Source organism: Sphingobacterium spiritivorum ATCC 33861 (assembly GCF_000143765.1).
GTDB lineage: Bacteria > Bacteroidota > Bacteroidia > Sphingobacteriales > Sphingobacteriaceae > Sphingobacterium > Sphingobacterium spiritivorum.
In genome coordinates, this window is sequence record NZ_GL379770.1 from 746,494 (window position 1) to 772,612 (window position 26,119).

The window sequence follows — 26,119 nt, forward strand, 5'->3', positions numbered from 1 at the left end:
CTTTACATAATCCCATTTACTATGAAACAATCTACACTTCTTGCTGTTTTTCTTTTGCTCTTTCAGGGTATGCTTTTAGCGCAATATAACCTGAAAAAAGATGTTACTTATTATCCGGAGACAAAGAGTAAAACGGCAGAATATGAAAGATGTAAACTTGATTTTTATTACCCTGTAGATAAGAAAGATTTTGCTACCATCCTCTGGTTTCACGGAGGAGGACTGACAGGAGGTCAGAAAGAAATCCCGGAATATCTGAAAAATCGCGGAATGGCAGTAGTAGGGGTAGGGTATCGTCTTTCCCCTCAGGCAAATGTCGAAAGTATTATTGAAGATGCTGCTGCAGCAATTGCATGGGTATTCAACCATATTGAGGAGTATGGTGGTTCCAGACGACTTGTTTTTGTATCGGGACATTCAGCAGGCGGATACCTGGGAATGATGACGACTTTAGATAAACAGTATCTCCAGAAGTATACTATAGATGCAAATCAGATAGCCGGATTAATACCTTTCAGCGGGCAGGCTATAACACATTTCACGAGTCGTCAGGAGCAGGGTATAGGAGAGAAACAACCTACTATAGATCGTTTTGCTCCCTTGTTTCATGTTCGTCAGGATGCCCCTCCGATCTTGTTAATAACAGGCGACAGGGAACTTGAGATGTTGGGCAGATATGAAGAGAATGCCTACCTCCAGCGTATGTTGAAAATATCAGGACATAAAGATGTTCGCTTGTTAGAACTTCAGGGATTCGGACATAATATGCAGTATCCAGCCTATCCGTTATTAATAAAGGAAGTAGAGGAAAGAACAAAAAAGATTTTACAGAAATAAGCTGAACGATTCAACTGTAGACTGAGTCACAACTAAAGAAAAATAGTTTTTACAAACCAAAAAAGGTGCATCAGCTCCTTTTTTGGTTTTAATCTATAAAGATACAACTTCCGGATGTTTTTTGCCGTTATGACAAGTCATGCAACTTATCTGAGCCATTGTTCCGGATTTTTCGTCTTTATGTGTGAAATATTTTTTATTGATTTTCTGTGTCATCTTCATCATACTTCTGGCAATGTCTTTATGTGGGTTTTCATCGCTTGCAAAGTCCATTTTCTGAGGATCAGTTGTGCTCTTAGCATGGCAGAAGTTACATTTTACACCTAATGCCACCTTAAAGTTATCCATAACTTTGTCCAGCTCTTCATTACTTATATTTTTGGGAAGTACTTTCAGATTTTTTGCTTTTTTTTCCTGTGCAGGCTGGGGAGCCGGAATAAATGCAGTTAAAGCGATAATGGCAGAGAAAATAACAGTTACAATGGTGATTTTTTGAAGTCTCATAATGTAATGTGTTTATATGGATTGTAGTGTTAATGTAAAATTACGATAATATGATTACATATGAGTATACAATAATCTATTTAGAATTTGTATCAATAATCCGTCAAGAGTTTGTATTTTAGTAACCCGAATATTAAATTTTTGACCCTATGTATATGTATATCAAGTCTGTAGTGAGTTTTTTAATATTTTTAACTCTCTTTATTCAGACTACTGTTGCACAGCCAAGTCCTGTTAAAGGAGAGACTGCATACCCTTTTATGATTCAGCTGCCTAAAGCTGAAATTCTTGAAAATAAGCCTCCTGTATTGGTATTTCTTCATGGCAGAAGTCTTTCCGGAACAAATCTGAATCGGGTAACCCGATATGGGGTGCTCTATGCAATGGCCAAGGGTCAGGAAGTACCGGCCATTGTCATCGCTCCGCAATCAAGGGGTGGATGGGATCCGGATAAAGTAATGGAAGTAGTAGATTATACAATCAGGAAATATAATGCCGACAGTTCCAGAATATATGTAGCAGGAATGAGCATGGGTGGATATGGGACGATGGATGTAGCGGGGAAATATCCGGACAGAATAGCTGCTGCAGTCGCCATTTGCGGAGGAGGAACATTGAGCTATGCACAAAATCTGGCTAAAGTACCTCTTTGGGTACAACATGGAAATAAAGATCATATTGTACCAATGTCTGAATCCAAAAAAATTGTCAATGCTATTAAAAAAGCAGATGCAGATGCTGACGTAACGCTAACCATCATTCCGGGAGGAAATCACGGTAGCGTGGAACGTCTCTTTCATCAGGATGATATCTATGACTGGATGTTCAAGCATGTGAAAAATTAAGTCTTCCATACTCAAAAATGCTAATATTTTTAGTATTTTTGGGTATGGAAGAGTCGAATTACTTTAAAGGAAGAGGTGCACAGGTCAATCCCAATAATAAATTTTTTGTATCTCAATATGTACAGGAGCATATTGAAGGATTAGACGAGCCCTTTCTGGAACATGTTCCCACTCAACTGATTCCTACTCATCCCAAAAAAATCATTTCCGTTTCGGATAGTCCCGATCTGCATTTTACGCAATCTATTAATCCTTATCAGGGATGTGAGCATGGCTGTATTTATTGTTATGCGCGGAATGCACATGAGTATTGGGGATTCAGTGCCGGATTGGATTTTGAACGTAAGATACTGGTCAAGTATGATGCTGCCCGGCTATTGGAGAAGCAATTTAATAATGTAAACTATCAACCCTCTGCTATTATGCTTTCCGGCAATACGGATTGCTATCAGCCTATAGAACGCAAACTAAAAATAACCAGATCTATTCTGGAGGTCATGTTGAAATACCGGCATCCGGTCTCTATCATCAGTAAGAATACGCTGATGTTGCGGGATCTGGATATAATAGAAGAGCTGGCCAAGCTGCAATTGATCTCTGTAGCGGTTACGATCAATTCCCTGAGTGAAGACGTAAGACAGAAGATGGAACCCCGTACAGTGACTGCTTCAGCAAGACTGAAACTGATTGAAAAACTGACTGGTAAGGGAGTGCCTGTAATGCTAATGGTTGCACCTATAGTACCGGGAATCAACAGTGATGAGATGCCGTTACTGATCAAAAGTGCAGCAGCAGCAGGAGCACGATCTGCCAGTTATACTATTGTCCGGCTGAATGGTGCTATAGCAGACATTTTTAAAGACTGGTTGTATAAAAATTATCCTGATCGTGCAGACAAAGTGTTGCATGGGATAGCGGATTGCCACAATGGAAAGTTGAATGACAGTGAATTTGGAAGAAGAATAAGAGGGGAAGGAAATCTGGCAGAAAGTATACGTGATCTGTTTCGCTTATCGGTGAAACAACACATGGGCAAAAATGATCATCCGACAATACGAACAGATCTTTTTCAGGTCCCTAATCGGGGGCGGCAACTGGGGCTTTTCTGATCATTGCTGTTCAATAAAATTGAAAAGCTCAGAAATAATTGTTTCTGAGCTTTCTTACTTATGGAGCGGGTGGCGTTGTTGTTTGTCTTAATTTGTTTTATATGCATAGGGGCTTTCTTTTATTATTTTTTAGGATAGGAGGTAACGACCTGACTTACTTTCCATACTTCACCGTCGCTGCAGACAGTTACATATTCTACTTTTGTGAAGTTCTGGTAGGTTAATGTGATTTTAGCTATAGCGCAGTTGTCGTTACGTTCGATAATGGTATGACTTGTCTGGCAGTTCTGTACATAGCCTTTCTGACTTTTTACATAGTCTATAAATGGTTTTTTGGAATGGGTTATCACTTTTGCAGGTGTAGATACGGTCTGGAAGAAATTATCAGTAAACAGATTTTCTACATTTTCAGGGTTCCCCATGGTAGTCGTTTCAATATAATTGCTGATCACAGCATCCGCTGAATAGTTTTTGCCGGGATTATAGCTTCCTGAAGCAAAAGAGCTTGTTGTTATTGCAATGAATAATACGACAGCTACAGTTTTGATTAGATTTTTCATGATGTGTTTTTTTGGTTGTTTTTAATTTTTTTATGGTTCTTGTTAATTGTTTGATCCAAAGGTATAAGCAATAACAAACCCTGTCCATAGCTAATTGGTGAGTCCAGTCAAAAAATCGGTAAACGGAGTAAACGGATCGGTGAAAAAGTTGCAGCAGATCTGCTGTCGGTGAAAATTCAGGTGTAAAAAACCGGAGAAGGCTGTAATTTATGTTTTTACATTCTCCTCCGGCCAGTCTGTGGTACAGATTAATCGAATTGATTAAGAATATCTTTCATACGGTCTTCGTATTTCTGGTATGTAGATTTAGCTGAATATTCTGCAATTGTAAACAGGAATACAAGTGTACTGATCGTAAGTGCTATATAAGCAGTCGTTCCGGGTATTAAGGATTCGATCTTATGCGCAATGGGGTCGAAGTTGAAATTTGTGATGTACAGACAGGTTATCCCATACGCAAGAGCTGTGATAATCATTATAAAATTGAAATTGGTGTAGATGTTTACATTTAATTTCAATTCATGGTAGAACCAGGTCAGGTCTTTGGCGTTTTCCAGATCAATGGTTAAGGCAGACTTATAAAAGCTGTAAAATTTGTAGAGATAGTAGCCGGAGAATGATAGTGTCAACGCATAGAATACTATGTAGACTGAAGTCATCGCCTGATTGAAATTAAAGTAGTATGGTACAAATAATAGCGCGACCAAACCCGTGACCTGACCAAAGAATTCAATTCTCATTTGTTTTCTTACAGGTTCTGCAATAGTTGTGTTTAAATTTTTCGTTTCCATAATTTCTGAATATTAGATTTTATAGAGTTAGTAAGGCTATTGCAGGAAACGTTACAGAGGTTGAGAAGAATTATTACAATATTGTTTTCAGAAGTTGTATTCAGAGATATTTATTCCTTTGATTTTTAGCGACATAAAAAAGGCTTTACAGATCCGTCTGTAAAGCCTTTTTTATACTATAAAGATTTGATTATACCAAAGGAGCCGGAGCTTCTTCATCAAATATCGGTAATTCTTTAATAATGTTATACCAGGAAATTATTTTCTTGATATCTGAAGTATATACACGGGATTCATCATGTCCTGGTGCTACTTCACGGAAAAAATCACGTAGTGTATCTCCGCTAGCTTTCACATCAGGTGTTTCCAGTCCTTTTGTTTTGATAGTTTCGAATACATCCAGTAATTTGATTTCTTCTTCTTCTCCGTAGATCGTAATATCTTCCAGAGTTGCCATCTTCGTTGTAGACAGGTTTACTACGGATTTAATTTTAGCTTTATCTAATGTTTCCAGGATAAAACCACCTTTATTTTGTCCGATCAATTTAAATAATCCCGGTTTGCCGGTTACAGATACTAATGCTCTTAAATTCATTTTAATAGTTTTCGGTAAGGGTATTAATCTTCAATTACTTCAATTGTCAAAATACGATCACCCTGACGGATATCATCCACTACATCTACATTTTCAACAACTTTACCAAAACAGGTATGATTGCGGTCCAGATGTGCAGTATTGTTGCGGCTATGGCAGATAAAAAACTGAGAACCTCCGGTATTGCGGCCTGCATGTGCCATAGAAAGTACACCGCGGTCATGATATTGGTTTTCTCCTGTCAGTTCACAATCTATTTTGTAACCCGGCCCACCTGTTCCCGGTACACCTGCTGCGCCTTCTTTAGAATTAGGGCAACCTCCTTGAATAACGAAATCAGGGATAACACGGTGAAATGCTAATCCGTCATAATATCCTGATTTAGCCAGTTTGATAAAGTTATCTACTGTATTTGGAGCATCGGCTGTGTAAAATTCCACAGTCATGTCGCCTTTTTCTGTTTTAATAATCGCTTTGCTCATATCAATATTTTTTTGGATTACAAAGATAAGATTTACAACTGACTTGGGAAAACGTAAAGTGGTTGATTTTCTGTAATTAATGAAATAAATGTTTGTAGAAATAACTTTTCTTTGAGAGATATTGTTATCTTTAGGGTGAATTATATGTTTTTCAATTATGGGTAAGTTAGCGATTAATAAATGGGCAGAAAATGACCGACCTAGAGAAAAGCTGGAAAGGCGGGGTAGAAGGGTGCTGAGTAATGCAGAATTACTGGCTATTCTTATTGGCTCGGGATCGTTTGGAGAAGATGCAGTCGGACTGGCGCGCCGTATACTTTCAGATCATCAGCACAATCTGGATTTCTTATCTCAACAGGATGTGGACGACCTTAAGAAGTATAAAGGAATAGGGAGTGCTAAGGCTATTACTATTATAGCGGCTTTGGAACTGGGCAGAAGACGAAAGGAGAGTACGGAAAAGGAAGCTATTATCCTCAATTGCAGTAAGAAAGTCTTTGAGTACTTTAAATTTCAGTTGCAGGATCTTCTGCATGAAGAGTTCTGGGTATTGTACCTCAACAGAGCATCTGTTATTCTGAATCAGCAACTGATTGGAAAAGGTGGGAATGATTTTACACCGGTAGATGTACGTATTATTCTCAAACATGCATTGAATTGCCAGGCCAGTTCTATGATACTTGTTCATAATCATCCTTCAGGTTCTTTGAAACCAAGTAATCAGGATTTGCAATTGACAAAAAAAATTGTAGATGCTTCAAAAATAATGGATATTAGAGTGATGGATCATGTGATATTTACAAACAGCAAATATTTTAGTTTTCAGGATGAGGGGTTGATGGACTAATCTGATAGCTGCATACCATTAAAATAAATCATTACAGATGAAAAAGAATGTTGACAGATTTACAGACCGGGTAGTGGATTATGAAAAATACAGACCCAGTTACCCCAATCAGATTCTTTCCCTGCTGACACAGGAAATCGGCTTTACCAAGGATTGGCTGGTAGCTGATATTGGCAGCGGAACAGGTATATCGACCAAACTGTTTGTGGATAACGGTAACAATACGTTTGGGATAGAGCCGAATCAGGCTATGCGTGAAGCATGTATACATCATTTCAAAAAGAACAGAAATTTTATAGCAGTAAACGCTACAGCGGAAGATACCAAAATTGATGATCATTGTGTTGATCTGATCTTTGCAGGACAGTCTTTTCACTGGTTCGATAAAGTGAAGACCAGGGCTGAATTTCAACGCATCCTAAAGCCGGAAGGACATATCGTACTGGTATGGAATCAGCGGAGTCCGGAAGATGAGTTTCAGCGTGCTTATGAAGAATTTTTGGTCAGACACATTCCGGAATATCAAACCGTTACTCAAAAGAATATCACAGATGAACATATTCATGGATTTTTTGCACCAAAGGCCATTCGTAAGTTTTCTCTTCCAAATCAGCAAACCTTTGATCTGAAGGCATTTTTTGGTCGTGTAAAATCGTCTTCTTACTTTCCGAATGAAGAAAGTGAAAGTAAGAAACTGTATGAGGGCCTTCGTGAGCTTTTTGATGAGTATGCTATTGATAAGCGTTTGGTGTTTAACTATCAGACAGATATTTACATCGCTTAGAGCTTTGGCCTTCTGAAAAAGGAGGGAAGTTGTCAGAACTTTTTTAGTATCTATCGTCCGTATACGGTATCGCAGACAGATTATACAGTTAATACATGCTGCCAGCAGCAGTATGTATAACAAAGGCCTTTCCACACCGAAAGGCCTTTGTATAGAAAATACAATATTCCTTAATTTTGTAATTCAAATTTAGAAGTTAATACATCTCTGGAATTTGTTCCGACGTATACTTCAAATTCACCGGGCTCAGCCACAAATTCTAATTTTTCATTATAGAATTTTAAATCCTCTTCTGTCAATTCGAATTCAACGGCTTTTGTTTCCCCAGCTTTGAAGGCTATTTTCTGAAATCCTTTCAATTCTTTCACAGGGCGTGTTACAGAACCCACCATGTCGCGGATATACAGTTGTACGACTTCTTCTCCGTCATATTTTCCTGTGTTCTTTACATCTACAGTAACCGTGATTTTATCTTGTTTCTGCAGTTTTGAAGTGCTTAAGCGAAGGTTATTATACTGAAAAGCAGTATAGCTCAATCCGTACCCAAACGGATAAAGCGGATCGTTGTCTACATCCAGGTAATTGGATCTGAATTTTTGGAACCATTTACCCTGCTCCAAAGGTCTGCCTGTAGTTTTTGCATTATAATATAAAGGAATCTGACCTACATTCTTAGGGAAAGTAGCAGGTAGTTTTCCGGAAGGATTTACATCTCCGAACAATACATCTGCCACAGCTTTCCCTGTCTCAGTACCACCAAACCATACATTCAGTATAGCCGGTACATGTTCATTTTCCCATGTCAATGTCAGTGGCCGCCCTGTAAAGAGCACAAGTACTACCGGTTTTCCGGTTTTTAGCAGCGCCTGTAGCAGACGTTGCTGATTTGCAGGTATTCCTATTTCTGTACGGCTGGAGCTTTCTCCGCTCATTTCAGAACTTTCTCCTAATGCTGCTACGATGGCATCCGCACCTTCCGATGCTTTGATTGCTTCAGCTATCAGTTCCTGTTCACTGCGGTTATCACGTGGAATTGTACGTCCAAACATGGTAGCACGCTCCTGATATGCAGGATCATCTAACAGATTTGTACCTAAGGCATACTGAATAGCTACCTTGTTACCCAGTACGTCCTTCATGCCCTGCAAGAGTGATGGAGTATGCTCCAGATCAGCACTTACACTCCATGTACCCGGCATATTCGCACCTGTATTAGCCAGTGGACCTACCAGCGCAATTTTTCCTTTTTTTGTAAAGGGCAGTGTTTGCTTATCATTTTTTAATAATACAAATGATTTCGCAGCTACTTCACGTGACTTTGCAAGATGTGCTTTAGTGAGTATGTTATTTTTAGCACGGTTTACATCACAGTATTTGTATGGATTTTCAAATAGTCCGAGTTTATATTTAGCTTCCAAAACCAATCTGCAGGCTCTGTCGATATCAGCTTGTGAGACTTTACCTTCTTCCAGTGATTTTTTCAAGGTTCCAAGATAACCTTCACCTACCATATCCATATCTACTCCGGCTTTCAGAGAAAGTGCAGATACCCGTTGCAGGTCTCCCAGTCCGTGGTCAATCAGTTCGTTTATGGCGGTGTAATCGGTTACGACCATACCCTGAAATCCCCATTGCTGGCGTAGCAGATCGGTCATAAGCCATTTATTGGCTGTCGCAGGTACTCCATTAATATCATTGAATGAAGTCATGATACTTCCTGCTCCCGCATCGATCGCAGCTTTATAGGGCGGAAGATACTCATTGTACATTCTGTGCAGACTCATGTCTGTGGTATTGTAGTCTCTTCCCGCTTCTGCTGCTCCATACAGCGCAAAATGCTTGACACATGCCATCAGTGTATTATTGGCAGCAAGGTCATTACCCTGATAGCCTTTTACCATTTCGACAGCGATTTTGGAACTGAGATAAGGATCTTCTCCGTTTCCTTCTGAGAACCTGCCCCAGCGTGGATCACGGGAGATGTCTACCATTGGCGAGAATGTCCAGTTGATACCGTCCGCAGTAGCTTCTGTCGCAGCGATCTGAGCGGTCTGTCTTACCAGATTCATATCCCAGGAGGAGGCCAATCCGATCGGAATCGGAAAAATCGTTTTATATCCGTGAATAACATCCATTCCAAAGATAAGGGGAATTCCTAAACGGGATTGTTTCACTGCCAGGTCCTGTGCAGCACGTATGCGTTGTGGCGTACTCATACTAAATATACCTCCGATAGCTCCGGATTTGATTTTTCCTTCTACTCCCGTACTGACTGTACTGCCTGTCGTTGCTTCTCCTCCTGTCACCAGATTAAGCTGTCCGATTTTTTCCTCTAATGTCATTTTTGACATCAGTGTATTAATAAAACTGTCCATCTTCTGGCTGTTCTGCTGTGCTGTAACAGTGCTGGTCACGTACAAAGTACATATAGACAGCACTAATCGACTGTATCTGCTTATATTCATATCTGTTGTATTTAAAAAATTATTACTGAAGTACTAAAAGTGAGGACTGGTAAAACCAAGGCCTTTCAATCCTTTTTGTACATCAGGTGCGCCCATAAAGAGTTTCCAGAATAATCCTGTCCGGTAATTTTCGATCATGACTACAATAGGACCCTGATCTATGGCAAGGTATCGCTGTGGAAACCAGTTATCCGTTTCGCTGTATGCATCATAGAAACCATACTGCCCCCAGACTTTTTGACCCAGATGCTGATTCAGGTATCTGGCAAATGCAATACTTTCTTTTGGGGTATATGGCATTGAAGATAGTGCTGCTGTAGGGCTGATGACACCATGATCATTGTCCGGATGGTGTGCATCATATCCTTTTACAGAATAGCTGGCTGTGAGTCCCCATCCTTTATCTGCGCCGTAGCCTTCATATTTATTTGGATTTTGTTCGGCATGTGCAATGTTGATTTTGCTGTGATTGACGACGACATCCCAGTAATTGGCATATTGATCTTTCAGACCTTTTGGGTCTAATCCCAGATAGGAGTAATGTTCCCAGAAAAGCGGACCTACACCGCCGTTGGGAGCATTATGCTTGAGAATCATCGGGATATTGTATTTTTTAGCATCGGTTACGATTGCTCCGTCTCTTGCCCATCCTTTGTGATAGGTAGATGCCGGTATAGGATGTGTAGGGGAGGAGGCTGCCAGTATATACGTGATCAGACACTCATCATATCCCTGTATGGCATGATTCATACCCCATCCGTATGTGGGACTCCAGTGCCAGAAAAGAACATCCTTTCCGTTTCTGAAGAAATTCCATTCTATTCCTTTCCATAATGCATCTGCTTTGTTTGCAATTGCTTTTTCGGTTTCGGAACCGTTTTTATAATATTCACGAACGATGATAAGAGCTTCTGCCATAAAAGCAGTTTCGACGATGTCTGCTCCATCATCCTGTTGACTAAACGATTTAGCTTTTCCGGTTTCTCCGTAGTACCAATGTGACCAGGCGCCTTTGAACCGGTCTATCCGACCCAGGTAATCCATGATATGATCTAATCGCTTAGCTCCTTCTTCTTTGGAAATAAACTGCCTCTCAATACCGGTAATGATGGCCATGATGCCAAATCCGCTACCACCAATGGTAATGACATTCTGATCATTCTCCGGATAGGCACCATCGATATGTATGCGTTCACGGGCCATACCGGAAGTAGGTTCTGCACCGTCCCAGAAATACCGGAATGTTTGTTTCTGGATGAGCGTGAGAAGTGAGTCAGTAGAGAGACTGTCTTTTGAGTCACTCTGGGAGTCAGTATGCTTCTGCTCCTGATTTGAAAAACAAGATTGTAATATGAGGAGCGGAATAAAAAAAGTATAAATAAGTGCTTTCAAGGCGGGAGGTGTTAATTATTAATAATACAATATTGTTAAATAAGAGCATAGACAGTTGCCTATGCTCTTATTACCTGCACTAGTAGTTCGGGTTCTGGATCAGAACACCACCAGAGCGATCTATTTCATTTTGAGGAATAGGAAGGTATCTGTTTCTAAGCTGGTAATTTGTTTTACCGGCATCTTTGAAAGTTTCAGCATCTATATTCCAACGTATAAGGTCAAAAAACCGTTCATTTTCCATACCTAATTCGACTTGTCTCTCATGTCTGATAGCAAGTCTCAATTCCTGTTGGTTTGTTGTCGTTACTTTCGGAAGGATAGCGTTGTTGCCACCTCTTGCACGTACTCTTATCTGCTCTAAATAAGTGAGTGCTGCTTCCTGTTCGCCAACTTCATTTGCAGCTTCAGCGGCCATCAGGACGACATCGGCATATCTGATCACACGGAAGTTAAACCATTCTCCGGCCTGGCTTCCTGTTGCTGTACGGATTTTAGGATCGGTATATACTTTTTTATTCCAATATGCTCTTGGTACTGTTGCGGTCGCAGCAGGTATAAGTTCTACGTAAGGAGTATTTACCCGGCCTGCATACAGAAGAGTTTCATCTTTTCTGGGATCTCCCTCTTCAAATGCTTTTGCGAGTCTTTCATTGGGTACATTCCATCCCCATCCCAGGTTCATAGCTCCGGATCCGCGCACACCTTGTCTGCCGGCATATGTAATTCCCAGATTTGTCTGTCCCTGTGCATAGTATGCTTGTATTTCAAATACGGATTCCTTACTGTTCTCCGAACTTTCTCTAAAGATCTGATTGTAAGCAACACTCAGGTTATACTGTCCTGAGTTGATGACCATACGGCTCGCTGCAAGAGCTTTGCTATACTGTTGTCTGGCCAGGAATGTTTTGGCCTGTACGGCAAATGCTGCTCCTTGTGTGATACGGCCTATAAATCTGGATTCCCAGTTCAGAGGGAGGTGCTGTGTTGCATATTCCAGATCGGCATCTATTAAAGCATAGATATCCGCAATAGGGGACTTAGGAAGGATACTTTCCTTCTGATCACGAACGCGGAAATCAATTTTTGGTACTTCCCCAAATGCACGTACTAAATTGAAGTAAGCCCATGCTCTGAAAAACTTCGCTTCTGCTAGTCCTCTGGCTACTTCCGGACTTTGATCGCCCAGTGAGTCCGCTGTCTCGATTGCAGTATTCGTCAATGCAATCAGCTTATAATGGTCTGTCCAGTAGTTACCCCACAACCAAAAGTTGGTGGTATATTGAAAATCATCAGTATTGGGAGCCGATCCGGCTTCATCACCTACACTGGAGCCGATTTCGGCATCATCCGATCGCATATTGTGTACACCTACATAAGGAAGGCCGCTTGTACCTTCGCTTCTTAATCCGGCATAGATAGCCAATACCTGACCTTCTAAGGAACCTGCAGGTAAATCTTCTTCTGTCAATTGTCCTAACGGCTTACGATCCAAGAAATCTTTGGAACAACTGCTCAGCACCAAAAGTGCCAGAAGAGTTGCTGATATATATGTTGAAATATTTGTTTTCATCACTTTCTGGTTTTTAAAAATTAACATTCACACCTACTGTATAGATTGCCGGGATTGGATATGTTCCGTTGTCTACACCCACAGCGATTGCACTTCCTCCGATTTCTGGTGTATATCCTGTGTTTTTGGAGAAGGTAAACGGATTCTGTGCATTCAGAAATAATCTTAATGACTTAAGTTTTATTTTTTCCAGCGCCTCTCTTTTGAAGTTGTATCCTAACTGGATGTTACGAACGCGGAAGAAACTGCCATCTTCGATAAAGTAAGAAGAGAACTCTCTGTTGTTGGTTCTTTTGGAATCCATGATTGGCTCGAAGTTAGATGTTCCTTCGCCTGTCCATCTTCCCAGTCTGTCTTCCAGAAAATTGAATGTGGAGTACTGGTTTCTGTTCCAGGTACGAATCAGTTCATTTCCGGATACACCCATAAATTCGGTTCCGAAATCAAAATTCTTATAGCTCAGATTGACAGAGAAACCATAGATAAAGTCAGGAGTAGGATTTCCGATAATGGTTCTGTCCTGTGTGTTTATTGTTCCGTCGTTGTTGATATCTACATATTTGATGTCTCCGGGTTTGAAAGCAGCGCCTAAACCTGATTTAGGTCCTGCATCTACTTCGGCTTGATTCTGGTATACTCCATCCGTTTTCAAACCATAAAAATATCCTACCGGTTGTCCGGACTTAGTACGTGATACACCATTACCTGCAAGTATCGCGAAATCATCATTTACAAGATTAAGAACCTTGTTTTTGAGTGTAGTCAAGTTTGCGTTTACACCCAGTTTCAGATCTTCAGTAAGCTGTTGGTTCCATCCTGCAGAAAACTCAAATCCTTTGTTCTGAATTTCTCCGGCATTTCTTAGAATAGGTAAGAAACCATTTACTCCCGGTACTTCTACCAATATATCTTTAGTTTTCTTGTCGTAATAAACGGCTTCCAGGCTTAATCTGTTTTTCAGCATTTTGGCTTCAAAACCTGCTTCCCATGAATGTACGGATTCCCAACGTAAATTAGGGTCTGGAGAATAAGCAGGAGATAATGCCGGATAGATATTGTCTCCAAATGAAGTTGAACTACCTGAAACCAGCGTCGGATATACCGGATAACGGTAGCCGTCTCCTGTGTTTTCATTTCCTAATACACCCCATGAACCTTTGATTTTTAAGTTATCAAAGAGTTGCTGATCCTGCATAAATGATTCTTCAGATACAACCCATCCTGCACCGATAGCACCTGAATTTTGCCATCTGTTAGATCCAAGGAATGCCGAAGAGCCATCTCTTCTGAAGGATCCGTTCAATAAGTATTTGCCTTTATAGTTGTATAACCCCCTTACCAGATAAGATAATGTAGCTCGTTCCCATTGTGATCCGCCAATAGATCTGGTTGTCTGATCACCCATGGTGGTGTAGAAGAAACGCGGATCATTAGGGATAGGATCTCCGCTGCCCTGACCTACATTGGTGATGATACCTTCATATCCTCTGTAGTACGTTGTAAATCCGGCAGTAGCGGTCAGACTGTGGTCTCCCCAATTATTTTTGTAAGTCAGGAGCCAGTCACTCTGTGCTTTCTTGTATGTATTCTGTTCTTGTGATACGCTGGTGGTACGTACAAGTGTACTTGTCTTATCCGTGCCTTGTATATTAGGATCATATACATTCACAATAGGTGTATAGCTTCTGATTCCATTAAAACCATAGTCATACAGGAAAGAGGCTTTGGCTGTGAAATGTTCCAGGAACGTAAGTTCTGCAAATACACTTCCTACCGCCCTGTATTCATCACTGATACGCGTATTCTTTCTCAGTTCCAGGCCTACCATTGGAGAGTAGATCTGTGGGGTCTGGAAAGGAGGTGTATTATGATAAAGACCATATTCGTCATTAAAAACCGGAGTTACCGGAGATGCGATAATAGCTGTATTGATAAGGCCACTCTGAATCTGTGGTAAGCTTGCTTTATAACCGCTGAAGTTCATTCCTACTTTAAAATTGTCGGTAATTTTCAGCTCATCGTTGATGTTCAACGTTAGTTTTTTGTATTCCTCATGTTTGACTACACCTTCTTCGGTGGTATAGCCCAGACCCATATAAAATTTATTCTTGTCTGTAGCACCGCTTACACTTAGGTTGTTGTAGTTCAGGATACCTCTCTGGAATATCTGATCCTGCCAATCTGTATTTGCATTCCAGTTGGTATAGTCAAAAGGAGTTGCACCTTCATTTTTAAGCTGCTCATTATACAGGGTTTTAAATCCTTCTGCATCCGTCATTTTCATACGGTGATTGACATCTTTAAAACCTAAAGTAGAGTTGAAGTTGAAATTAAGATCACCCTGTTTTGCGGACTTGGTGGAGATAATAATTACCCCGTTTGCTCCACGTACCCCAAAAATTGCTAAAGAAGAAGGATCTTTTAGGATTTCCATGGATTCGATATCCGATGGGTTTAAGAAATTAATATTATCATTCAGGATTCCGTCTACTACATAAAGAGGGGAGGCACCGTTAATCGAGTTTGTACCTCTTATTTTTACGTTTGGCGCTCCTCCGGGTTCACCGCTGTTGGTGATTTGGACACCGGCTACCTTTCCCTGAATAGAAGAAATCGGATTAGGTGACGGCTTGTCGGCAACATCCTTTCCGCTAACGGACGCTATCGAACCTGTCAGATCACGTTTAGCTGCTGTACCGTAACCAATAACAACGACCTCTTCCAAAGCTTCGCTATCGGAAACAAGAGCGATATTAAGAGTTGTCTGATTGTTTACCGGGACATCTTGCGTGACATAACCGATGTACCTTAACTGAAGGACATCCGTAGATTTTGCCTGAATGGTGAAGAGACCTTCGTCATTACTTTGAACAGCGGTCGTTCCCCCTTTGATCGCAATTGTCACCCCGGCAATTCCGATTCCTGTCCCGCTGTCTTTGACGGTTCCGCTTATTGATATTTGCTGTCCGAACAGGGGTGTGGACAGAGCTAAACTAAATACCAGTAAGAAATAAGTAAAAAAGTTCCTCATTTTTTTGTTTAGTTAAATAATGAAATTGTTTTAAAATGTTTAGTTAGTCCGCTAACCTGATTAAGTTATGATTTCGAATTTTCCTCTTTATAACTGGTTGTTATATTATTCGGGGATGTAATAAACACGTCACAAATATGTGATGTATAGCCTGTAAAAGCAAAGATGCCTACCTCTACATTATTACATCGCCAGAAAATGAAATCATTTAATTTGTTTTTCATTTTATTTAACTTATTAACAATTAAGAAGTTACTTTTGTTTTATTATGAGGTTTTTCGTTGTTATAAGTGTATTTTTTACACACAAGGGGGTGTGTGGTAATGATGTAGTCATTTAACACAATTTCACATCATATGAGAGGTGGCAGAGCTACGGTTTTTACACCTCCAGCAGGAATTCTGACAGATTTTTTTCCGTTGGAATATTCAGCTTTTTACGCAATCTGTACCTTCTGATTTCAACTCCTCTGGTCGTAATATTCAGCAGGGAAGCTATCTCTTTACTGTTCATATTCATCCTCAGATATGCACAAAGTTTGAGGTCATTCGGGACAAGTGCAGGGTAGTCTTTCTTTAGTTTTTTGAAGAAGTTTTCATGCGCTTCATTAAAACTTTTTTCAAACAAATTCCAGTCCCGCTCGTCGTTATAGGCTTCATTGATAATCTTGCTAATCTTTTTAACGTGTTCGTTGGAAAGCTTTTTGCCATCATTGTCTTTCAGGCTGATCAGCTCTTCATGTATGGTATTGAGCAGTTCATTTTTATAGACAATATTCATTGCTGAATTTGCCAGCTCTCTGTTCTTGCCCGCCAGTTCCTGCTCCAGTTGTTCATTTTTCAATTGAACCATCTGGCGCTCTTTTGCTTCCATTTCTTTTTTCAGCGTCTCTTCCTGTTGCCTGCTTAGTTTTTCTCTAAGAATTTTCCGGTGCTTTTCAAGTTTATGCTCATACCATTTTTTGCCGTAATGTATACAGACAGCAAATAATAAGAAGTAGATCAATAATGCCCACCAGGTCAGATACCAGGGTGGATTTACTGTAAATTCCAGGCTGGTGACATTTGTGATCGTTCCATCCGGCAATTGCGCCCTGACTTTGAATGTATAGGTTCTGTTTCGGAGGTTGGTGAAGTCCTTTTGATATTCTTCAGACCAGTCTGACCAGTCCTGTGAGTATCCTTCCAGAAAATATTGAAAGCGAACAGGTCTGGAGCTGTACCAAGGAATTGCAAACCGGATACGGATGTTGTTTGAGCTATAAGGAATACTCAATTCTTCATCACTGTCTGTAAAAGCTTTAATTTCTTTGGTAATATTATATACTCCCTGAATGATGGGTTTGGGTTTATATGATGACGCTTCAATCTTAGTTTTGGGATTATATAGCGCAAACCCATTGTCTATACTGATGAGAAACAGACCGGGACTTATCTGGTTGATATTCTCATAATATTTCATCATTTGATTTTTCAAGGTGGCAAATCGGGAGGAATCGATCTGAAGTTGTCCCTTAGGCATAAAGCTGGCATAGGCAATATGTCCTTTATTAATAAACCAGAATTGATTGTCTTGTGCCGGGATTATTTTATTGGAATAGGCAAAAGATCCCAATTTTTCATTTAAATAATGATATGGTGCAAACTTATCGGAGATATCGTCATACCTGTAAAAGCCTGAGTCTGTAGAAAAGATAATGCTTCCGTTGAGATTTGTAGGATGATTGCCTGTGCGGGCTGGTAATCCTTCTTTTGTGCCGAATGATTTAGTCTGTATAATATTTCTGTATGCAGAATCTGTAGTGATCAGGTTAAGCCCCTGAGCATTACTTACCCAAAACTGATTTTCAGATTTTTGCTCTATAGCACTGACAGGAAGGTTCCGATTATTGATTTTGGTATCGAGTGTCCATCCATTATTTCCTTTCCGGAAGAGCGCCATTCCTGTATAATTTCCCTGCAGGAGGAGATTACTATGTCCTTTTATTTGTTTTATCACCCAACCACCAGTCATATTAGATATTTTGGTAAACTGTTGTCCGGCTACTTTAAATGTTCCGTCATTATGACCGCATATCAGTTCTCCGTCAATCACCGAAAGATCCCATACCTGTCCCTGTGATTGGGGGACTAAATTAAATTTCATTGGTGTTTGGGCTGTATTTGAAGACCAGGCACTATAGAACAAGCCCTGATTGGTACCCAGATAGAGATAACCGTTAAATATTCTAGCGCTGTAAACGGTGCCTATACTTCCGCTGTTGTCTGCATAGAAATATAACGGGGATTGTATATCGATACGGGCTATACCATTATCCAGTCCAGCCCATATCTGTTTCTGAAGATCGGTTGTAAGGGACAATACGGTATTATTTTGTAGGCCATTCTGTTTATTTATGTGCTGAATGAGCTTACCTTCTTTATTGATAATAAATATACCGTTCAGAATCGTTCCGTAAGCATAGTAATCCTTAAATACCTGTATACCGTTATTGAGCTGCGCATTTTTCAGCTGTTCATTGATTTCATTATTCCAGGGGCGGATACCATGCTCATCATCATAGCTGTATAGTCCGTTTTTGGCGGTGCCGATTAATACAGATTGATCTGATAAGGGCAGAATGGAAAGGATCAGCTGATTGCGTAATACCTCATTGCCTTTGAGGGGTGTCAAAGTCTTGGTTTTTAGTTCAAAAAGTCCGCCCGGTAATTTCTCTATAAAAATGCGGTTATTCGCTTTGAATGCAAATAAGAATGGCTGGTTATTTCCGCTTACCATATCTATTTTACCGTTTTCATAACAATACAGATTGGCAAATGACTGAAAGATAATTCGTTTTCCGTCTATAATAATTTTCCAGATTTCATCTTTAAGTATTGTTTCTTTACTGACCAGTTTGCTTATACTGTGGTAAGTCAGCTTTCCGATTTTTGATTTCTCCCAATATCCAAATTCGCCCATACCTCCGGTGTAGATGCGTTGTTGCGGACCTACTGTCACGGCTCTGACTGTAGATTTGTTAGGCAGTGTGTGCAATGACCAGACCTGACCATCAAACTGCAGCAATCCGTCACCATTGCCTACATACATCACACCGCTGGAGTCTGTGGCAACGGACCAGTTCTGATTGCCGGCATTGTAATTGAATTTGGTGTATTGCTGCACCCAGGGATGTCCGATCTTTGGGATTTCCTGCCCCCAAAGATTGTGAATACAAAACAACGTAGCAAAAAATACTAATATATTTGATTTGAAGAATGTCGACATATTACGTAATCGTTGTTCAAAGATACTGAATTAGAAGAAGGGGTTAAAATATTCAATTTGCAGGATTTAAGGGAATATTTTTTGAGGATCAGTAAAATAAGTAGATTAAATAATAGATTTGCAATAAATTATTGAGCATGTATGAATAGATATATTGCCTGTCTTGTTTGCCTCTTTGTCGTCACATCCTGTGGTATCACACATAATGTACCCTTAAATCAAACTCCGAATTCCTTTGAAAAGCCCAATATCAGCAATTCCTTTGTTGATCAGAACGGTAATTTTTACCCGGATAATTGGAAAAAGTCATACGGAGCGCCTCCGGAGAATGGTAAGAAAAATGACTATTCCTTAATGAAGATTGCTACAGAACGAGGAGAGGGTGATAAGTTACGCAGTTACGAAACGCAACAACTGAAGCAGGTTGCCAAAAGACTGGCCAATAAGAAGCGTGTGTTTATTTTTGTACATGGATTTAATTCAGATGTACGGACAAGTAATCAGAGTTATGATTATATCCGCAAGCAGTTGAATGTCAATTCAAATCAGGACGAGGTAATACGATTCTACTGGGACGGATTGGTTACAAACAATCCTTTCAGCGGAGCAAAAATATGGTTTGCGGCTACTTCTTTTAGCCAGATGGCAGGTGAATTCGGACTTAGGCGGTTACTGAATACTATGCACAATAAAAATATCTATATTATCTCGCATAGCAGAGGTGCATCTGTCGTATTAAGTGCACTGAGCACACCAGTGTTTAAAGAGAAATTTGTGGAAGAGGTAAAAGATATTCATCATGTAGATATTGATGATGCGAGTAGTTTAAAGGAAAATAAGAATAATATTACGTGCATTATGTTAGCTCCCGCAGTGGGACTGGCTGATTTCAGGCCTAAAGATTACAGAGAAGGGGACAGCACGTACTGTATATTCAGCGAGCAGGTGAAAAAGATTCATATTACTACAAACAATACCGATAAAATGCTTAAAAAAGTATTTGGATTTTTGTCGGATAAACTGGAGCCTACAGATCTGGGATATAAGGAGGATGTATATAATGTGCTTTGCAAGCACTATCCGTTTTTTGAAATGACGGATTTCTCCGGTATGGATAGTCATGAATTCAAAAGATATATCCGTAATCCTAAGTTTAAGACTATATTAAAAGAGCATAAAATAGGCAAAAATTAAGTATTCTATCTACAGATAAAGTCTTCCGAGCCGGTTAAGTTTTTCTGATGCTGCCATACCGTTAGGATTACAACCTGGTTTTCCTTCGGGAACTTCCAGATTTTGCTTTTTGTAAAAAGCTTTCCAGAAGTCATCTGTTTTTCCTGTTTCGGGATTGATAAAGGTCATAGGCGCTAAACTGAATATCTGATTCTTTTCAAAAGCGCGGTATATAAAATCAGAACAATAATAACAACTGTCATTCAGGATATAGCTGCGGTTATAGGGCTTTCCAAGCATAGCCCCGGCACTTTTCAGTGCAGCAGGGATACTAGAAATAAACGGATCTTTTAGTCTGTACAGGACAAGAGCATTTCCTCCATTTTGTTGCTCTTCATAGAATTGATGAATTTCTTGACGTACAGAGCCTTTTGTACTGCTGGCATGCAGCACAAAAACGGAGTCTTTTGTCATTTCTATCATACCGATATGATCAAACGAGACGGACTGGCTTGTTTGTGTGACCCGGTTAATGGCTCCTGAAAGATCCTGTTGTTGAGCTCCAACAAATATCAAATCTCCGCTTTGGATATCTCTTAATGTTACCTCAGTACCGCTCTTTTGTCCAAAGGATAATGTCAGTGTCAGGGATAAGCAGAATGTAGCCAAAAGTGTTTTCATGCAACAAAGATAAGTAGCCCTCAAGAACTATTACTGTTTATTTGTAATTACCCGGTTTAGAGCTTTGAAGAAAAAATCAGGCATTCTCCAGTGCCGCTATATCAATTTTTTTCATGCCCATCATCGCCTGCACTGCACGTTCTGCATTAGCGGAATGGAATAGTAGTTTTTCGATATTTTCAGGGATAATCTGCCAGGAGAACCCATATTTATCTTTACACCATCCGCACATGCTTTCTTCACCTTCTTTGGTGATCGCTTCCCAATAATGATCTATCTCATCCTGAGAAGTACATTCAATGACCAAAGAAGAGGCCTGGTTTGGTTCAAAATCCGGCCGGCCGTTGAGCGCCATAAATTTCTGACCTTTTATTTCTAAAAAAGTAACAAGAGGATTAGCAGACAGGATCCTGCTATCCTTGAAAACCGAGATATAAAAATCTACAGCTTCTGTTGCATTGCCTTCAAACCATAGGCAAGGGTACATCATTTGTTTCATACCATAAGGATTTATAAGTTCATTGACTTTGGCGGATAATATCAGATTGGTGATAAAAAAAGACATAGTCTAATGAGATTCTTTTAAAATAAATACGTTTCCGATCGGGTCCTTGATCCAGTGCATATGCGCAGGTATCTGTTCCAGATCGTCTTCAAATGTAATATTTTCGCGTTGTAGATGTTCTTCGGTTTCTGCGAGATTGTCCGTCAATAATTCAAACCAGGCCTCTGTACGGGAGACTTCTTCTGTAGCATCCAGCCACAAGGTGTTTTCTCCGAAAGCTACCTTTGTACTTTTCTTTACAGTAGGGTGTTCGGGAGTAAGAATTTCTGAGGTCTGTAGCCCAAGTATACGGGTGTAAAAACCTACTGTTTCCTCATATTTTGAAACAGGGACTTTGATTGCAATATTTTTTCCTCCTGTTATTTTCATAGGAATGTAATTTGTTTTTTGCATGGTTATCCGCAAGTTCGTGAACCCCAATTATAAGTTGCTGTAAGCGTTATTTCTGCTTAAGACAGACCTGCATTTTCATTTACCTCAAAAATACCGAAGACATTATGGTCAATGTCCAGGAAATAGCCTTGCCAGCAACGACCGGGAATGGCAAATTTTGGCATCGCTACCTGTCCTCCGTTCTGAATTATCAGCGAAGCTATATTGTCAAAATCATTCACTTCCATGGAGCATGTAAATGCATTTGTTCCGCAATTGAGCGGAGGTGTGTCTGCAGGTCGCTGAAACAATCCGCCATGTATGCCTGCTGTCTCTATTCTGTAGTAGGTAATGGGAAGGCTGTCTTCTTTTATGAAATTCCACCCAAAAATCTGCTCATAGAAATGAGCAGATTTTTCCGGATTCTGAGCTTGTATTTCAAAGTATACAACGCTGTTCATCAGGACATTTTTTTGTTTCCTTCGAAATGGATCATCCAGGAAATTCCGTATTTGTCCTGAAATGAAGAGTACAACTCTGCCCAAAACTGCTCACCCAAAGGCATTTCAATTGACTGCGCCTCTGCACTCAGTCTGGAATACAATTGCTGAGCTTCTTCGGCTGTCTGTGTATCCAGCATCAGGTAGGCATTTGTCCCTGTAGTAGCGCTGTGTCCAAAGTTTTGGATACAATCTGATCCCATCAGCATGACAGACTCGTTGATCTTAATCGCTGTATGCATGATTTTGTTTTTGTCCTCATCCTGAATAGGATACTCCGGATCAGCAGGCATATCGCCAAAACGGTAGATTCCTAAAGATTCTGTGCCGAAAACGCCTTTGTAGAATTCAAAAGCTTCTTCACAATTTCCGTTAAAATTTAAATACGCGTGTAATAGTGCCATATCGTTTAGTTTTTAATGATTGATAATTCAAAATTAAAAGTCGTATTGACAGCTGTTTGTCAGCAGTCAATTATTATTTATTCATCTGATAAGAAATCAGCTTTTTTATTTTCAAGCCCTCGAATTCAAAGACATCGCAGAACACTGCATCGAGCAGATCTCCGGTTTTGAATTTGCCCTGAACAGCTCCTTCAGCAATGACAACAGTGCCTTCCTCAATCATGCGAAATACCTGAATGGATGGAGAGCCTGTAAAGAGGTCGTTTTCGATTTCCTTATCAAAAGCTTCTTTTCCCTGCAGATGAAAATATCCGGGCATATGCCAGATAACATCCTCTGTCAGGCATTCCAAAACCTTGTTGTGGTCGCTTTCCCGAAATCCCTGCATATACTGCTCTACTACTTGTTTTGCATTACTCATTGGTGATGAATTAGTTCTATACAGTTTTTTATCTGTTTCTACCGGCAGGATAAGGCCATCCGGCACATAACGGATAAGATTTATTCAAATTTAAGGATGTCGGCTGCAAAACATCTTGCCATAGGGCAAGTTCTTGTATTTTATTGTACGGCTTCTTTTCGAATGCGGCTAAGGGAAGTGTCTGTGACCCCCAGGTAAGATGCAATATGTTTGAGTGGTGCGAATTGGAAGATTTGTGGTTTGCTGACTATCAATTGATTATAGCGCTGCAAGGCAGACAGGGATACCATATCAATAGACCGCTTTTTCATAATATGCAGCGCATAAGTCATCCATGCACGGCCCCATTCATTGAACGCCGGTATGGTATGATACAGCATCTGGAAAGTGTTATAGTCCAGTTTCCAGGCTTTGCAGTCTGTCAGACATTGTATATTTTCCTGAGAAGGAATCTTTAGAAAAAGAGAGGTCACCTCAATCACGATCTCATTGTCTCCAAAAAAATCTGTGGTAATCTCATTGCCCTCATAATCGTGAACGTATGAGCGTACCAGACCGCTTTCCAACAGGTAATATTCATGTGTCAGTTTTCCTTCTTTTAGGATCATATCCCCTTTGGAGAAGTGAACCAATTCATGTCTGGAAGAGATGTTCTCCAGGTCTTTAGCCTCGATGGCAGAATTCCTGTATACTTTAAACGGGTCTGAATTCATAATGGTTTACTTTACTATGAAGTTAGAAAAATCCGGATAAATAATCGGTAATTTTTATAAAGATTTTAGCAGATGAACCTGCTTCGCTAAAGCCAGGTGCCCCTGCTTTTTTTATCTCTCTATAGCTTTCAGTAGCTATTTTATTGTCTTTATCTCTGTAGAATAAGGCTTCAGGATGTCCTGTGTGCGGACTGTTGTTAGCGCTGATTTGTAACCAGGTATTTCTGTTTAGTCAGTAAATTTCCTTAGTAATCTTCATTAAATTGATTTAATTTGTGTTTTATGGCTTTTTTATTGATTGTTTTTCATTTAAATATTTATAATATTGATATATTTTTAATAAAAATTGAAAAATGTTATGAAATTTGTTTTTTAATCCTTTACTTTGTGACACAGTATAAAATTAGATAGCAACTAAATCAAATAAGCATATGTGCGGAATTATTGGAGCATTCGACTTAAAAGATTCATCTGAGAAGCTAAGACCTCAGATTTTAGAAATGTCAAAACGTATTCGTCACCGTGGACCGGACTGGTCCGGTATTTTTACTTCCGGCAAAGCCATTCTTGCGCATGAGCGTCTGGCTATTGTGGATCCCAAATCAGGTAGTCAGCCCCTTTACAGTCCTGACGGCCAGATAGTGCTGGCGGTGAACGGTGAAATCTACAACCATAAAGAATTGAGAGCGACTTTGCCGGATTATGAGTTTTCGACAAACAGCGATTCCGAAGTGGTATTGGCCCTTTATCAGGCCAAAGGACCTTCTTTTATAGAGGATTTGAATGGTATTTTTGCATTTGCACTTTATGATGCCAGCAAAGATATCTTTCTGGTAGCCCGTGATCATATGGGGATTATTCCATTGTACTACGGTAGTGATGATCAGGGACAGTTTTTTGTGTCATCTGAATTAAAGTCTCTGGAAGGATTCTGTACGCAGATGGATCAGTTTCCTCCGGGACATTATCTGTATAGTGCGGATGGTCTGACTCCACAGCGCTGGTATCAGCGGGATTGGGATGCTTACGATACGGTAAAAGATGCGGATACAGATATTGATAAATTGCGTACGGCTCTGGAAGATGCAGTACACCGTCAGCTGATGTCTGATGTCCCTTACGGTGTTTTGCTTTCCGGAGGACTGGATTCTTCAGTAATAGCTGCTATTACCAAAAAATTTGCTTCCAAACGTATTGAATCCGGAGATCAGGAAGAAGCCTGGTACCCGCAGTTGCACTCTTTTGCAGTAGGGCTTAAAGGCGCACCGGATCTTATTGCGGCACAAAGAGCGGCAGATCATATTGGCACGATTCATCATGAGATTAATTTTACGATTCAGGAAGGTCTGGATGCAATCAGAGATGTTATCTATCATCTGGAAACTTATGATGTGACGACTATCCGGGCGTCAACGCCTATGTATCTGCTGGCCAGAGTTATCAAATCCATGGGTATCAAAATGGTGCTGTCCGGAGAAGGTTCGGATGAATTGTTCGGAGGGTATCTGTACTTCCATAAAGCACCAAATGCACAGGAATTTCATGAAGAAACGGTACGTAAACTAAAAAAACTATATCTGTACGATTGTCTGCGTGCTAATAAATCACTTGCTGCATGGGGTGTGGAAGGACGAGTCCCGTTTTTGGATAAAGAGTTTATAGATGTCGCCATGACGATCAACCCTAAGGATAAAATGATCAAGGATGGTCGTATGGAAAAATGGGTGGTACGTAAAGCATTCGAAGATTATCTTCCGGAAAGTATAGCCTGGAGACAAAAGGAACAGTTCTCTGATGGGGTAGGCTATAGCTGGATCGATACGCTTAAGGCGCAGGCTGAAGAAAAAGTATCTGATACTGAATTTGCTACTGCTGCGGATCGTTTTCCGGTCAATACGCCAAAAAATAAGGAAGAATTTCTGTACCGTACTATTTTTGAATCACATTTTCCGTCGGAAGCTGCTTCAAAAACAGTTCCTTCGGTCAAGTCAGTTGCCTGCAGTACACCTGAAGCTCTTGCATGGGATGCCTCTTTCCAAAATCTGAATGATCCTTCCGGCAGAGCAGTTGCCGCCGTGCATAACGAAAGTTATGAAAAAGCCAAAACGGAAGTTGCCTTGTAGCTAATCAACCTTTATATCTGTTTAAGCCGGAAACGAATGTTTCTGGCTTTTTTTGTTCATTGTTTTTTTCTTTCGCAAAGCGTAA

Annotated in this window: 24 protein-coding genes; 7 read left to right on the forward strand and 17 right to left on the reverse strand. The window is 40.2% G+C overall.

Translation table 11 applies throughout. The features are described 5' to 3' along the window. Positions 1–21: 21 nt before the first annotated feature. Complete coding sequence (locus tag HMPREF0766_RS03455) at positions 22–837, forward strand: alpha/beta hydrolase (RefSeq protein ID WP_002993777.1); 816 nt, start codon at positions 22–24, stop codon at positions 835–837. Positions 838–930: 93 nt separating this feature from the next. Here HMPREF0766_RS03455 and HMPREF0766_RS03460 read toward each other — a convergent pair whose 3' ends face one another. Further along, on the reverse strand, positions 931–1,341 hold the full coding sequence (locus tag HMPREF0766_RS03460; RefSeq protein WP_002993778.1) for a c-type cytochrome: 411 nt from the start codon (positions 1,339–1,341) through the stop codon (positions 931–933). Positions 1,342–1,490: 149 nt separating this feature from the next. Between HMPREF0766_RS03460 and HMPREF0766_RS03465 the strand changes: the two genes are divergently transcribed. Both HMPREF0766_RS03465 and HMPREF0766_RS03470 read left to right on the forward strand, forming a co-directional pair. Beyond that, positions 1,491–2,186: a carboxylesterase family protein gene (locus HMPREF0766_RS03465; protein ID WP_248676699.1), complete on the forward strand. Its 696-nt coding sequence runs from the start codon at positions 1,491–1,493 to the stop codon at positions 2,184–2,186. A gap of 17 nt (positions 2,187–2,203) precedes the next feature. Next, entirely contained in the window at positions 2,204–3,295 is a 1,092-nt protein-coding gene (locus HMPREF0766_RS03470) for a PA0069 family radical SAM protein (RefSeq protein WP_002993780.1), read from the forward strand. A gap of 122 nt (positions 3,296–3,417) precedes the next feature. On the opposite strand, the gene HMPREF0766_RS03475 is transcribed toward HMPREF0766_RS03470, so the two are convergent. From HMPREF0766_RS03475 to HMPREF0766_RS03490, 4 genes are all read right to left on the reverse strand, one after another. Then, positions 3,418–3,855, reverse strand: coding sequence for a nuclear transport factor 2 family protein (locus HMPREF0766_RS03475; protein ID WP_002993781.1), 438 nt, complete (start codon positions 3,853–3,855; stop codon positions 3,418–3,420). 248 nt (positions 3,856–4,103) lie between these two features. After that, positions 4,104–4,646 (reverse strand): hypothetical protein, encoded by a 543-nt coding sequence (locus HMPREF0766_RS03480; protein WP_002993782.1) that lies wholly within the window; start codon positions 4,644–4,646, stop codon positions 4,104–4,106. 190 nt (positions 4,647–4,836) lie between these two features. Then, the gene (locus HMPREF0766_RS03485) at positions 4,837–5,241 is read right to left on the reverse strand and encodes a DUF5606 family protein (protein ID WP_002993784.1); all 405 of its coding nucleotides are present in this window, start codon (positions 5,239–5,241) and stop codon (positions 4,837–4,839) included. 23 nt (positions 5,242–5,264) lie between these two features. Next, the gene (locus HMPREF0766_RS03490; protein WP_002993785.1) at positions 5,265–5,723 is read right to left on the reverse strand and encodes a peptidylprolyl isomerase; all 459 of its coding nucleotides are present in this window, start codon (positions 5,721–5,723) and stop codon (positions 5,265–5,267) included. Positions 5,724–5,880: 157 nt separating this feature from the next. On the opposite strand from HMPREF0766_RS03490, the gene radC reads away from it, so the two are divergent. Further along, entirely contained in the window at positions 5,881–6,570 is a 690-nt protein-coding gene (gene radC, locus HMPREF0766_RS03495; protein WP_002993786.1) for a RadC family protein, read from the forward strand. Between the two features lie 37 nt (positions 6,571–6,607). Beyond that, positions 6,608–7,354 carry a class I SAM-dependent methyltransferase gene (locus HMPREF0766_RS03500; protein ID WP_002993787.1) on the forward strand — a complete coding sequence of 249 codons (747 nt, stop codon included), beginning with the start codon at positions 6,608–6,610 and terminating at the stop codon, positions 7,352–7,354. A 170-nt stretch (positions 7,355–7,524) separates the two neighbouring features. Here HMPREF0766_RS03500 and bglX read toward each other — a convergent pair whose 3' ends face one another. The 5 genes from bglX to HMPREF0766_RS03525 form a co-directional block, all read right to left on the reverse strand. Next, positions 7,525–9,819 carry a beta-glucosidase BglX gene (bglX, locus tag HMPREF0766_RS03505; protein ID WP_052646368.1) on the reverse strand — a complete coding sequence of 765 codons (2,295 nt, stop codon included), beginning with the start codon at positions 9,817–9,819 and terminating at the stop codon, positions 7,525–7,527. 33 nt (positions 9,820–9,852) lie between these two features. Further along, positions 9,853–11,211 carry a glucoamylase family protein gene (locus HMPREF0766_RS03510; RefSeq protein WP_002993789.1) on the reverse strand — a complete coding sequence of 453 codons (1,359 nt, stop codon included), beginning with the start codon at positions 11,209–11,211 and terminating at the stop codon, positions 9,853–9,855. Between the two features lie 79 nt (positions 11,212–11,290). Continuing rightward, positions 11,291–12,784 carry a RagB/SusD family nutrient uptake outer membrane protein gene (locus tag HMPREF0766_RS03515; RefSeq protein WP_037459884.1) on the reverse strand — a complete coding sequence of 498 codons (1,494 nt, stop codon included), beginning with the start codon at positions 12,782–12,784 and terminating at the stop codon, positions 11,291–11,293. A gap of 13 nt (positions 12,785–12,797) precedes the next feature. Next, positions 12,798–15,815: a SusC/RagA family TonB-linked outer membrane protein gene (locus HMPREF0766_RS03520; protein WP_002993791.1), complete on the reverse strand. Its 3,018-nt coding sequence runs from the start codon at positions 15,813–15,815 to the stop codon at positions 12,798–12,800. 381 nt (positions 15,816–16,196) lie between these two features. Beyond that, a complete protein-coding gene (locus HMPREF0766_RS03525) occupies positions 16,197–19,082 on the reverse strand; it encodes a ligand-binding sensor domain-containing protein (RefSeq protein ID WP_002993793.1) in 2,886 nt (961 codons plus the stop codon). A gap of 141 nt (positions 19,083–19,223) precedes the next feature. Between HMPREF0766_RS03525 and HMPREF0766_RS03530 the strand changes: the two genes are divergently transcribed. After that, the gene (locus HMPREF0766_RS03530; RefSeq protein WP_002993794.1) at positions 19,224–20,276 is read left to right on the forward strand and encodes an alpha/beta hydrolase; all 1,053 of its coding nucleotides are present in this window, start codon (positions 19,224–19,226) and stop codon (positions 20,274–20,276) included. A gap of 9 nt (positions 20,277–20,285) precedes the next feature. Here HMPREF0766_RS03530 and HMPREF0766_RS03535 read toward each other — a convergent pair whose 3' ends face one another. From HMPREF0766_RS03535 to HMPREF0766_RS03565, 7 genes are all read right to left on the reverse strand, one after another. Continuing rightward, positions 20,286–20,936 carry a YiiX/YebB-like N1pC/P60 family cysteine hydrolase gene (locus HMPREF0766_RS03535; protein ID WP_002993795.1) on the reverse strand — a complete coding sequence of 217 codons (651 nt, stop codon included), beginning with the start codon at positions 20,934–20,936 and terminating at the stop codon, positions 20,286–20,288. A 76-nt stretch (positions 20,937–21,012) separates the two neighbouring features. After that, positions 21,013–21,501: a VOC family protein gene (locus HMPREF0766_RS03540; RefSeq protein ID WP_002993796.1), complete on the reverse strand. Its 489-nt coding sequence runs from the start codon at positions 21,499–21,501 to the stop codon at positions 21,013–21,015. Positions 21,502–21,504: 3 nt separating this feature from the next. Continuing rightward, entirely contained in the window at positions 21,505–21,870 is a 366-nt protein-coding gene (locus HMPREF0766_RS03545; protein WP_037459888.1) for a VOC family protein, read from the reverse strand. 80 nt (positions 21,871–21,950) lie between these two features. Then, a complete protein-coding gene (locus tag HMPREF0766_RS03550) occupies positions 21,951–22,334 on the reverse strand; it encodes a VOC family protein (RefSeq protein ID WP_002993798.1) in 384 nt (127 codons plus the stop codon). Continuing rightward, on the reverse strand, positions 22,334–22,777 hold the full coding sequence (locus HMPREF0766_RS03555; RefSeq protein WP_002993799.1) for a VOC family protein: 444 nt from the start codon (positions 22,775–22,777) through the stop codon (positions 22,334–22,336). The genes HMPREF0766_RS03550 and HMPREF0766_RS03555 overlap by 1 nt, the downstream gene beginning before the upstream one ends. A gap of 73 nt (positions 22,778–22,850) precedes the next feature. Next, positions 22,851–23,198 carry a nuclear transport factor 2 family protein gene (locus tag HMPREF0766_RS03560; protein ID WP_037459891.1) on the reverse strand — a complete coding sequence of 116 codons (348 nt, stop codon included), beginning with the start codon at positions 23,196–23,198 and terminating at the stop codon, positions 22,851–22,853. A 140-nt stretch (positions 23,199–23,338) separates the two neighbouring features. After that, positions 23,339–23,911 (reverse strand): Crp/Fnr family transcriptional regulator, encoded by a 573-nt coding sequence (locus tag HMPREF0766_RS03565; RefSeq protein ID WP_002993803.1) that lies wholly within the window; start codon positions 23,909–23,911, stop codon positions 23,339–23,341. Positions 23,912–24,342: 431 nt separating this feature from the next. On the opposite strand from HMPREF0766_RS03565, the gene asnB reads away from it, so the two are divergent. Then, a complete protein-coding gene (asnB, locus tag HMPREF0766_RS03570; protein ID WP_002993807.1) occupies positions 24,343–26,034 on the forward strand; it encodes an asparagine synthase B in 1,692 nt (563 codons plus the stop codon). Positions 26,035–26,119: the final 85 nt, after the last annotated feature.

Coding starts and splice junctions, on each gene's coding strand:
- HMPREF0766_RS03455 (WP_002993777.1), top strand. CDS start 22: ATGAAACAATCTACACTTCTTGCTGTTTTTCTTTTGCTCTTTCAGGGT.
- HMPREF0766_RS03460 (WP_002993778.1), bottom strand. CDS start 1,341: ATGAGACTTCAAAAAATCACCATTGTAACTGTTATTTTCTCTGCCATT.
- HMPREF0766_RS03465 (WP_248676699.1), top strand. CDS start 1,491: ATGTATATGTATATCAAGTCTGTAGTGAGTTTTTTAATATTTTTAACT.
- HMPREF0766_RS03470 (WP_002993780.1), top strand. CDS start 2,204: ATGCTAATATTTTTAGTATTTTTGGGTATGGAAGAGTCGAATTACTTT.
- HMPREF0766_RS03475 (WP_002993781.1), bottom strand. CDS start 3,855: ATGAAAAATCTAATCAAAACTGTAGCTGTCGTATTATTCATTGCAATA.
- HMPREF0766_RS03480 (WP_002993782.1), bottom strand. CDS start 4,646: ATGGAAACGAAAAATTTAAACACAACTATTGCAGAACCTGTAAGAAAA.
- HMPREF0766_RS03485 (WP_002993784.1), bottom strand. CDS start 5,241: ATGAATTTAAGAGCATTAGTATCTGTAACCGGCAAACCGGGATTATTT.
- HMPREF0766_RS03490 (WP_002993785.1), bottom strand. CDS start 5,723: ATGAGCAAAGCGATTATTAAAACAGAAAAAGGCGACATGACTGTGGAA.
- radC (WP_002993786.1), top strand. CDS start 5,881: ATGGGTAAGTTAGCGATTAATAAATGGGCAGAAAATGACCGACCTAGA.
- HMPREF0766_RS03500 (WP_002993787.1), top strand. CDS start 6,608: ATGAAAAAGAATGTTGACAGATTTACAGACCGGGTAGTGGATTATGAA.
- bglX (WP_052646368.1), bottom strand. CDS start 9,819: ATGAATATAAGCAGATACAGTCGATTAGTGCTGTCTATATGTACTTTG.
- HMPREF0766_RS03515 (WP_037459884.1), bottom strand. CDS start 12,784: ATGAAAACAAATATTTCAACATATATATCAGCAACTCTTCTGGCACTT.
- HMPREF0766_RS03520 (WP_002993791.1), bottom strand. CDS start 15,815: ATGAGGAACTTTTTTACTTATTTCTTACTGGTATTTAGTTTAGCTCTG.
- HMPREF0766_RS03525 (WP_002993793.1), bottom strand. CDS start 19,082: ATGTCGACATTCTTCAAATCAAATATATTAGTATTTTTTGCTACGTTG.
- HMPREF0766_RS03530 (WP_002993794.1), top strand. CDS start 19,224: ATGAATAGATATATTGCCTGTCTTGTTTGCCTCTTTGTCGTCACATCC.
- HMPREF0766_RS03535 (WP_002993795.1), bottom strand. CDS start 20,936: ATGAAAACACTTTTGGCTACATTCTGCTTATCCCTGACACTGACATTA.
- HMPREF0766_RS03540 (WP_002993796.1), bottom strand. CDS start 21,501: ATGTCTTTTTTTATCACCAATCTGATATTATCCGCCAAAGTCAATGAA.
- HMPREF0766_RS03545 (WP_037459888.1), bottom strand. CDS start 21,870: ATGAAAATAACAGGAGGAAAAAATATTGCAATCAAAGTCCCTGTTTCA.
- HMPREF0766_RS03550 (WP_002993798.1), bottom strand. CDS start 22,334: ATGAACAGCGTTGTATACTTTGAAATACAAGCTCAGAATCCGGAAAAA.
- HMPREF0766_RS03555 (WP_002993799.1), bottom strand. CDS start 22,777: ATGGCACTATTACACGCGTATTTAAATTTTAACGGAAATTGTGAAGAA.
- HMPREF0766_RS03560 (WP_037459891.1), bottom strand. CDS start 23,198: ATGAGTAATGCAAAACAAGTAGTAGAGCAGTATATGCAGGGATTTCGG.
- HMPREF0766_RS03565 (WP_002993803.1), bottom strand. CDS start 23,911: ATGAATTCAGACCCGTTTAAAGTATACAGGAATTCTGCCATCGAGGCT.
- asnB (WP_002993807.1), top strand. CDS start 24,343: ATGTGCGGAATTATTGGAGCATTCGACTTAAAAGATTCATCTGAGAAG.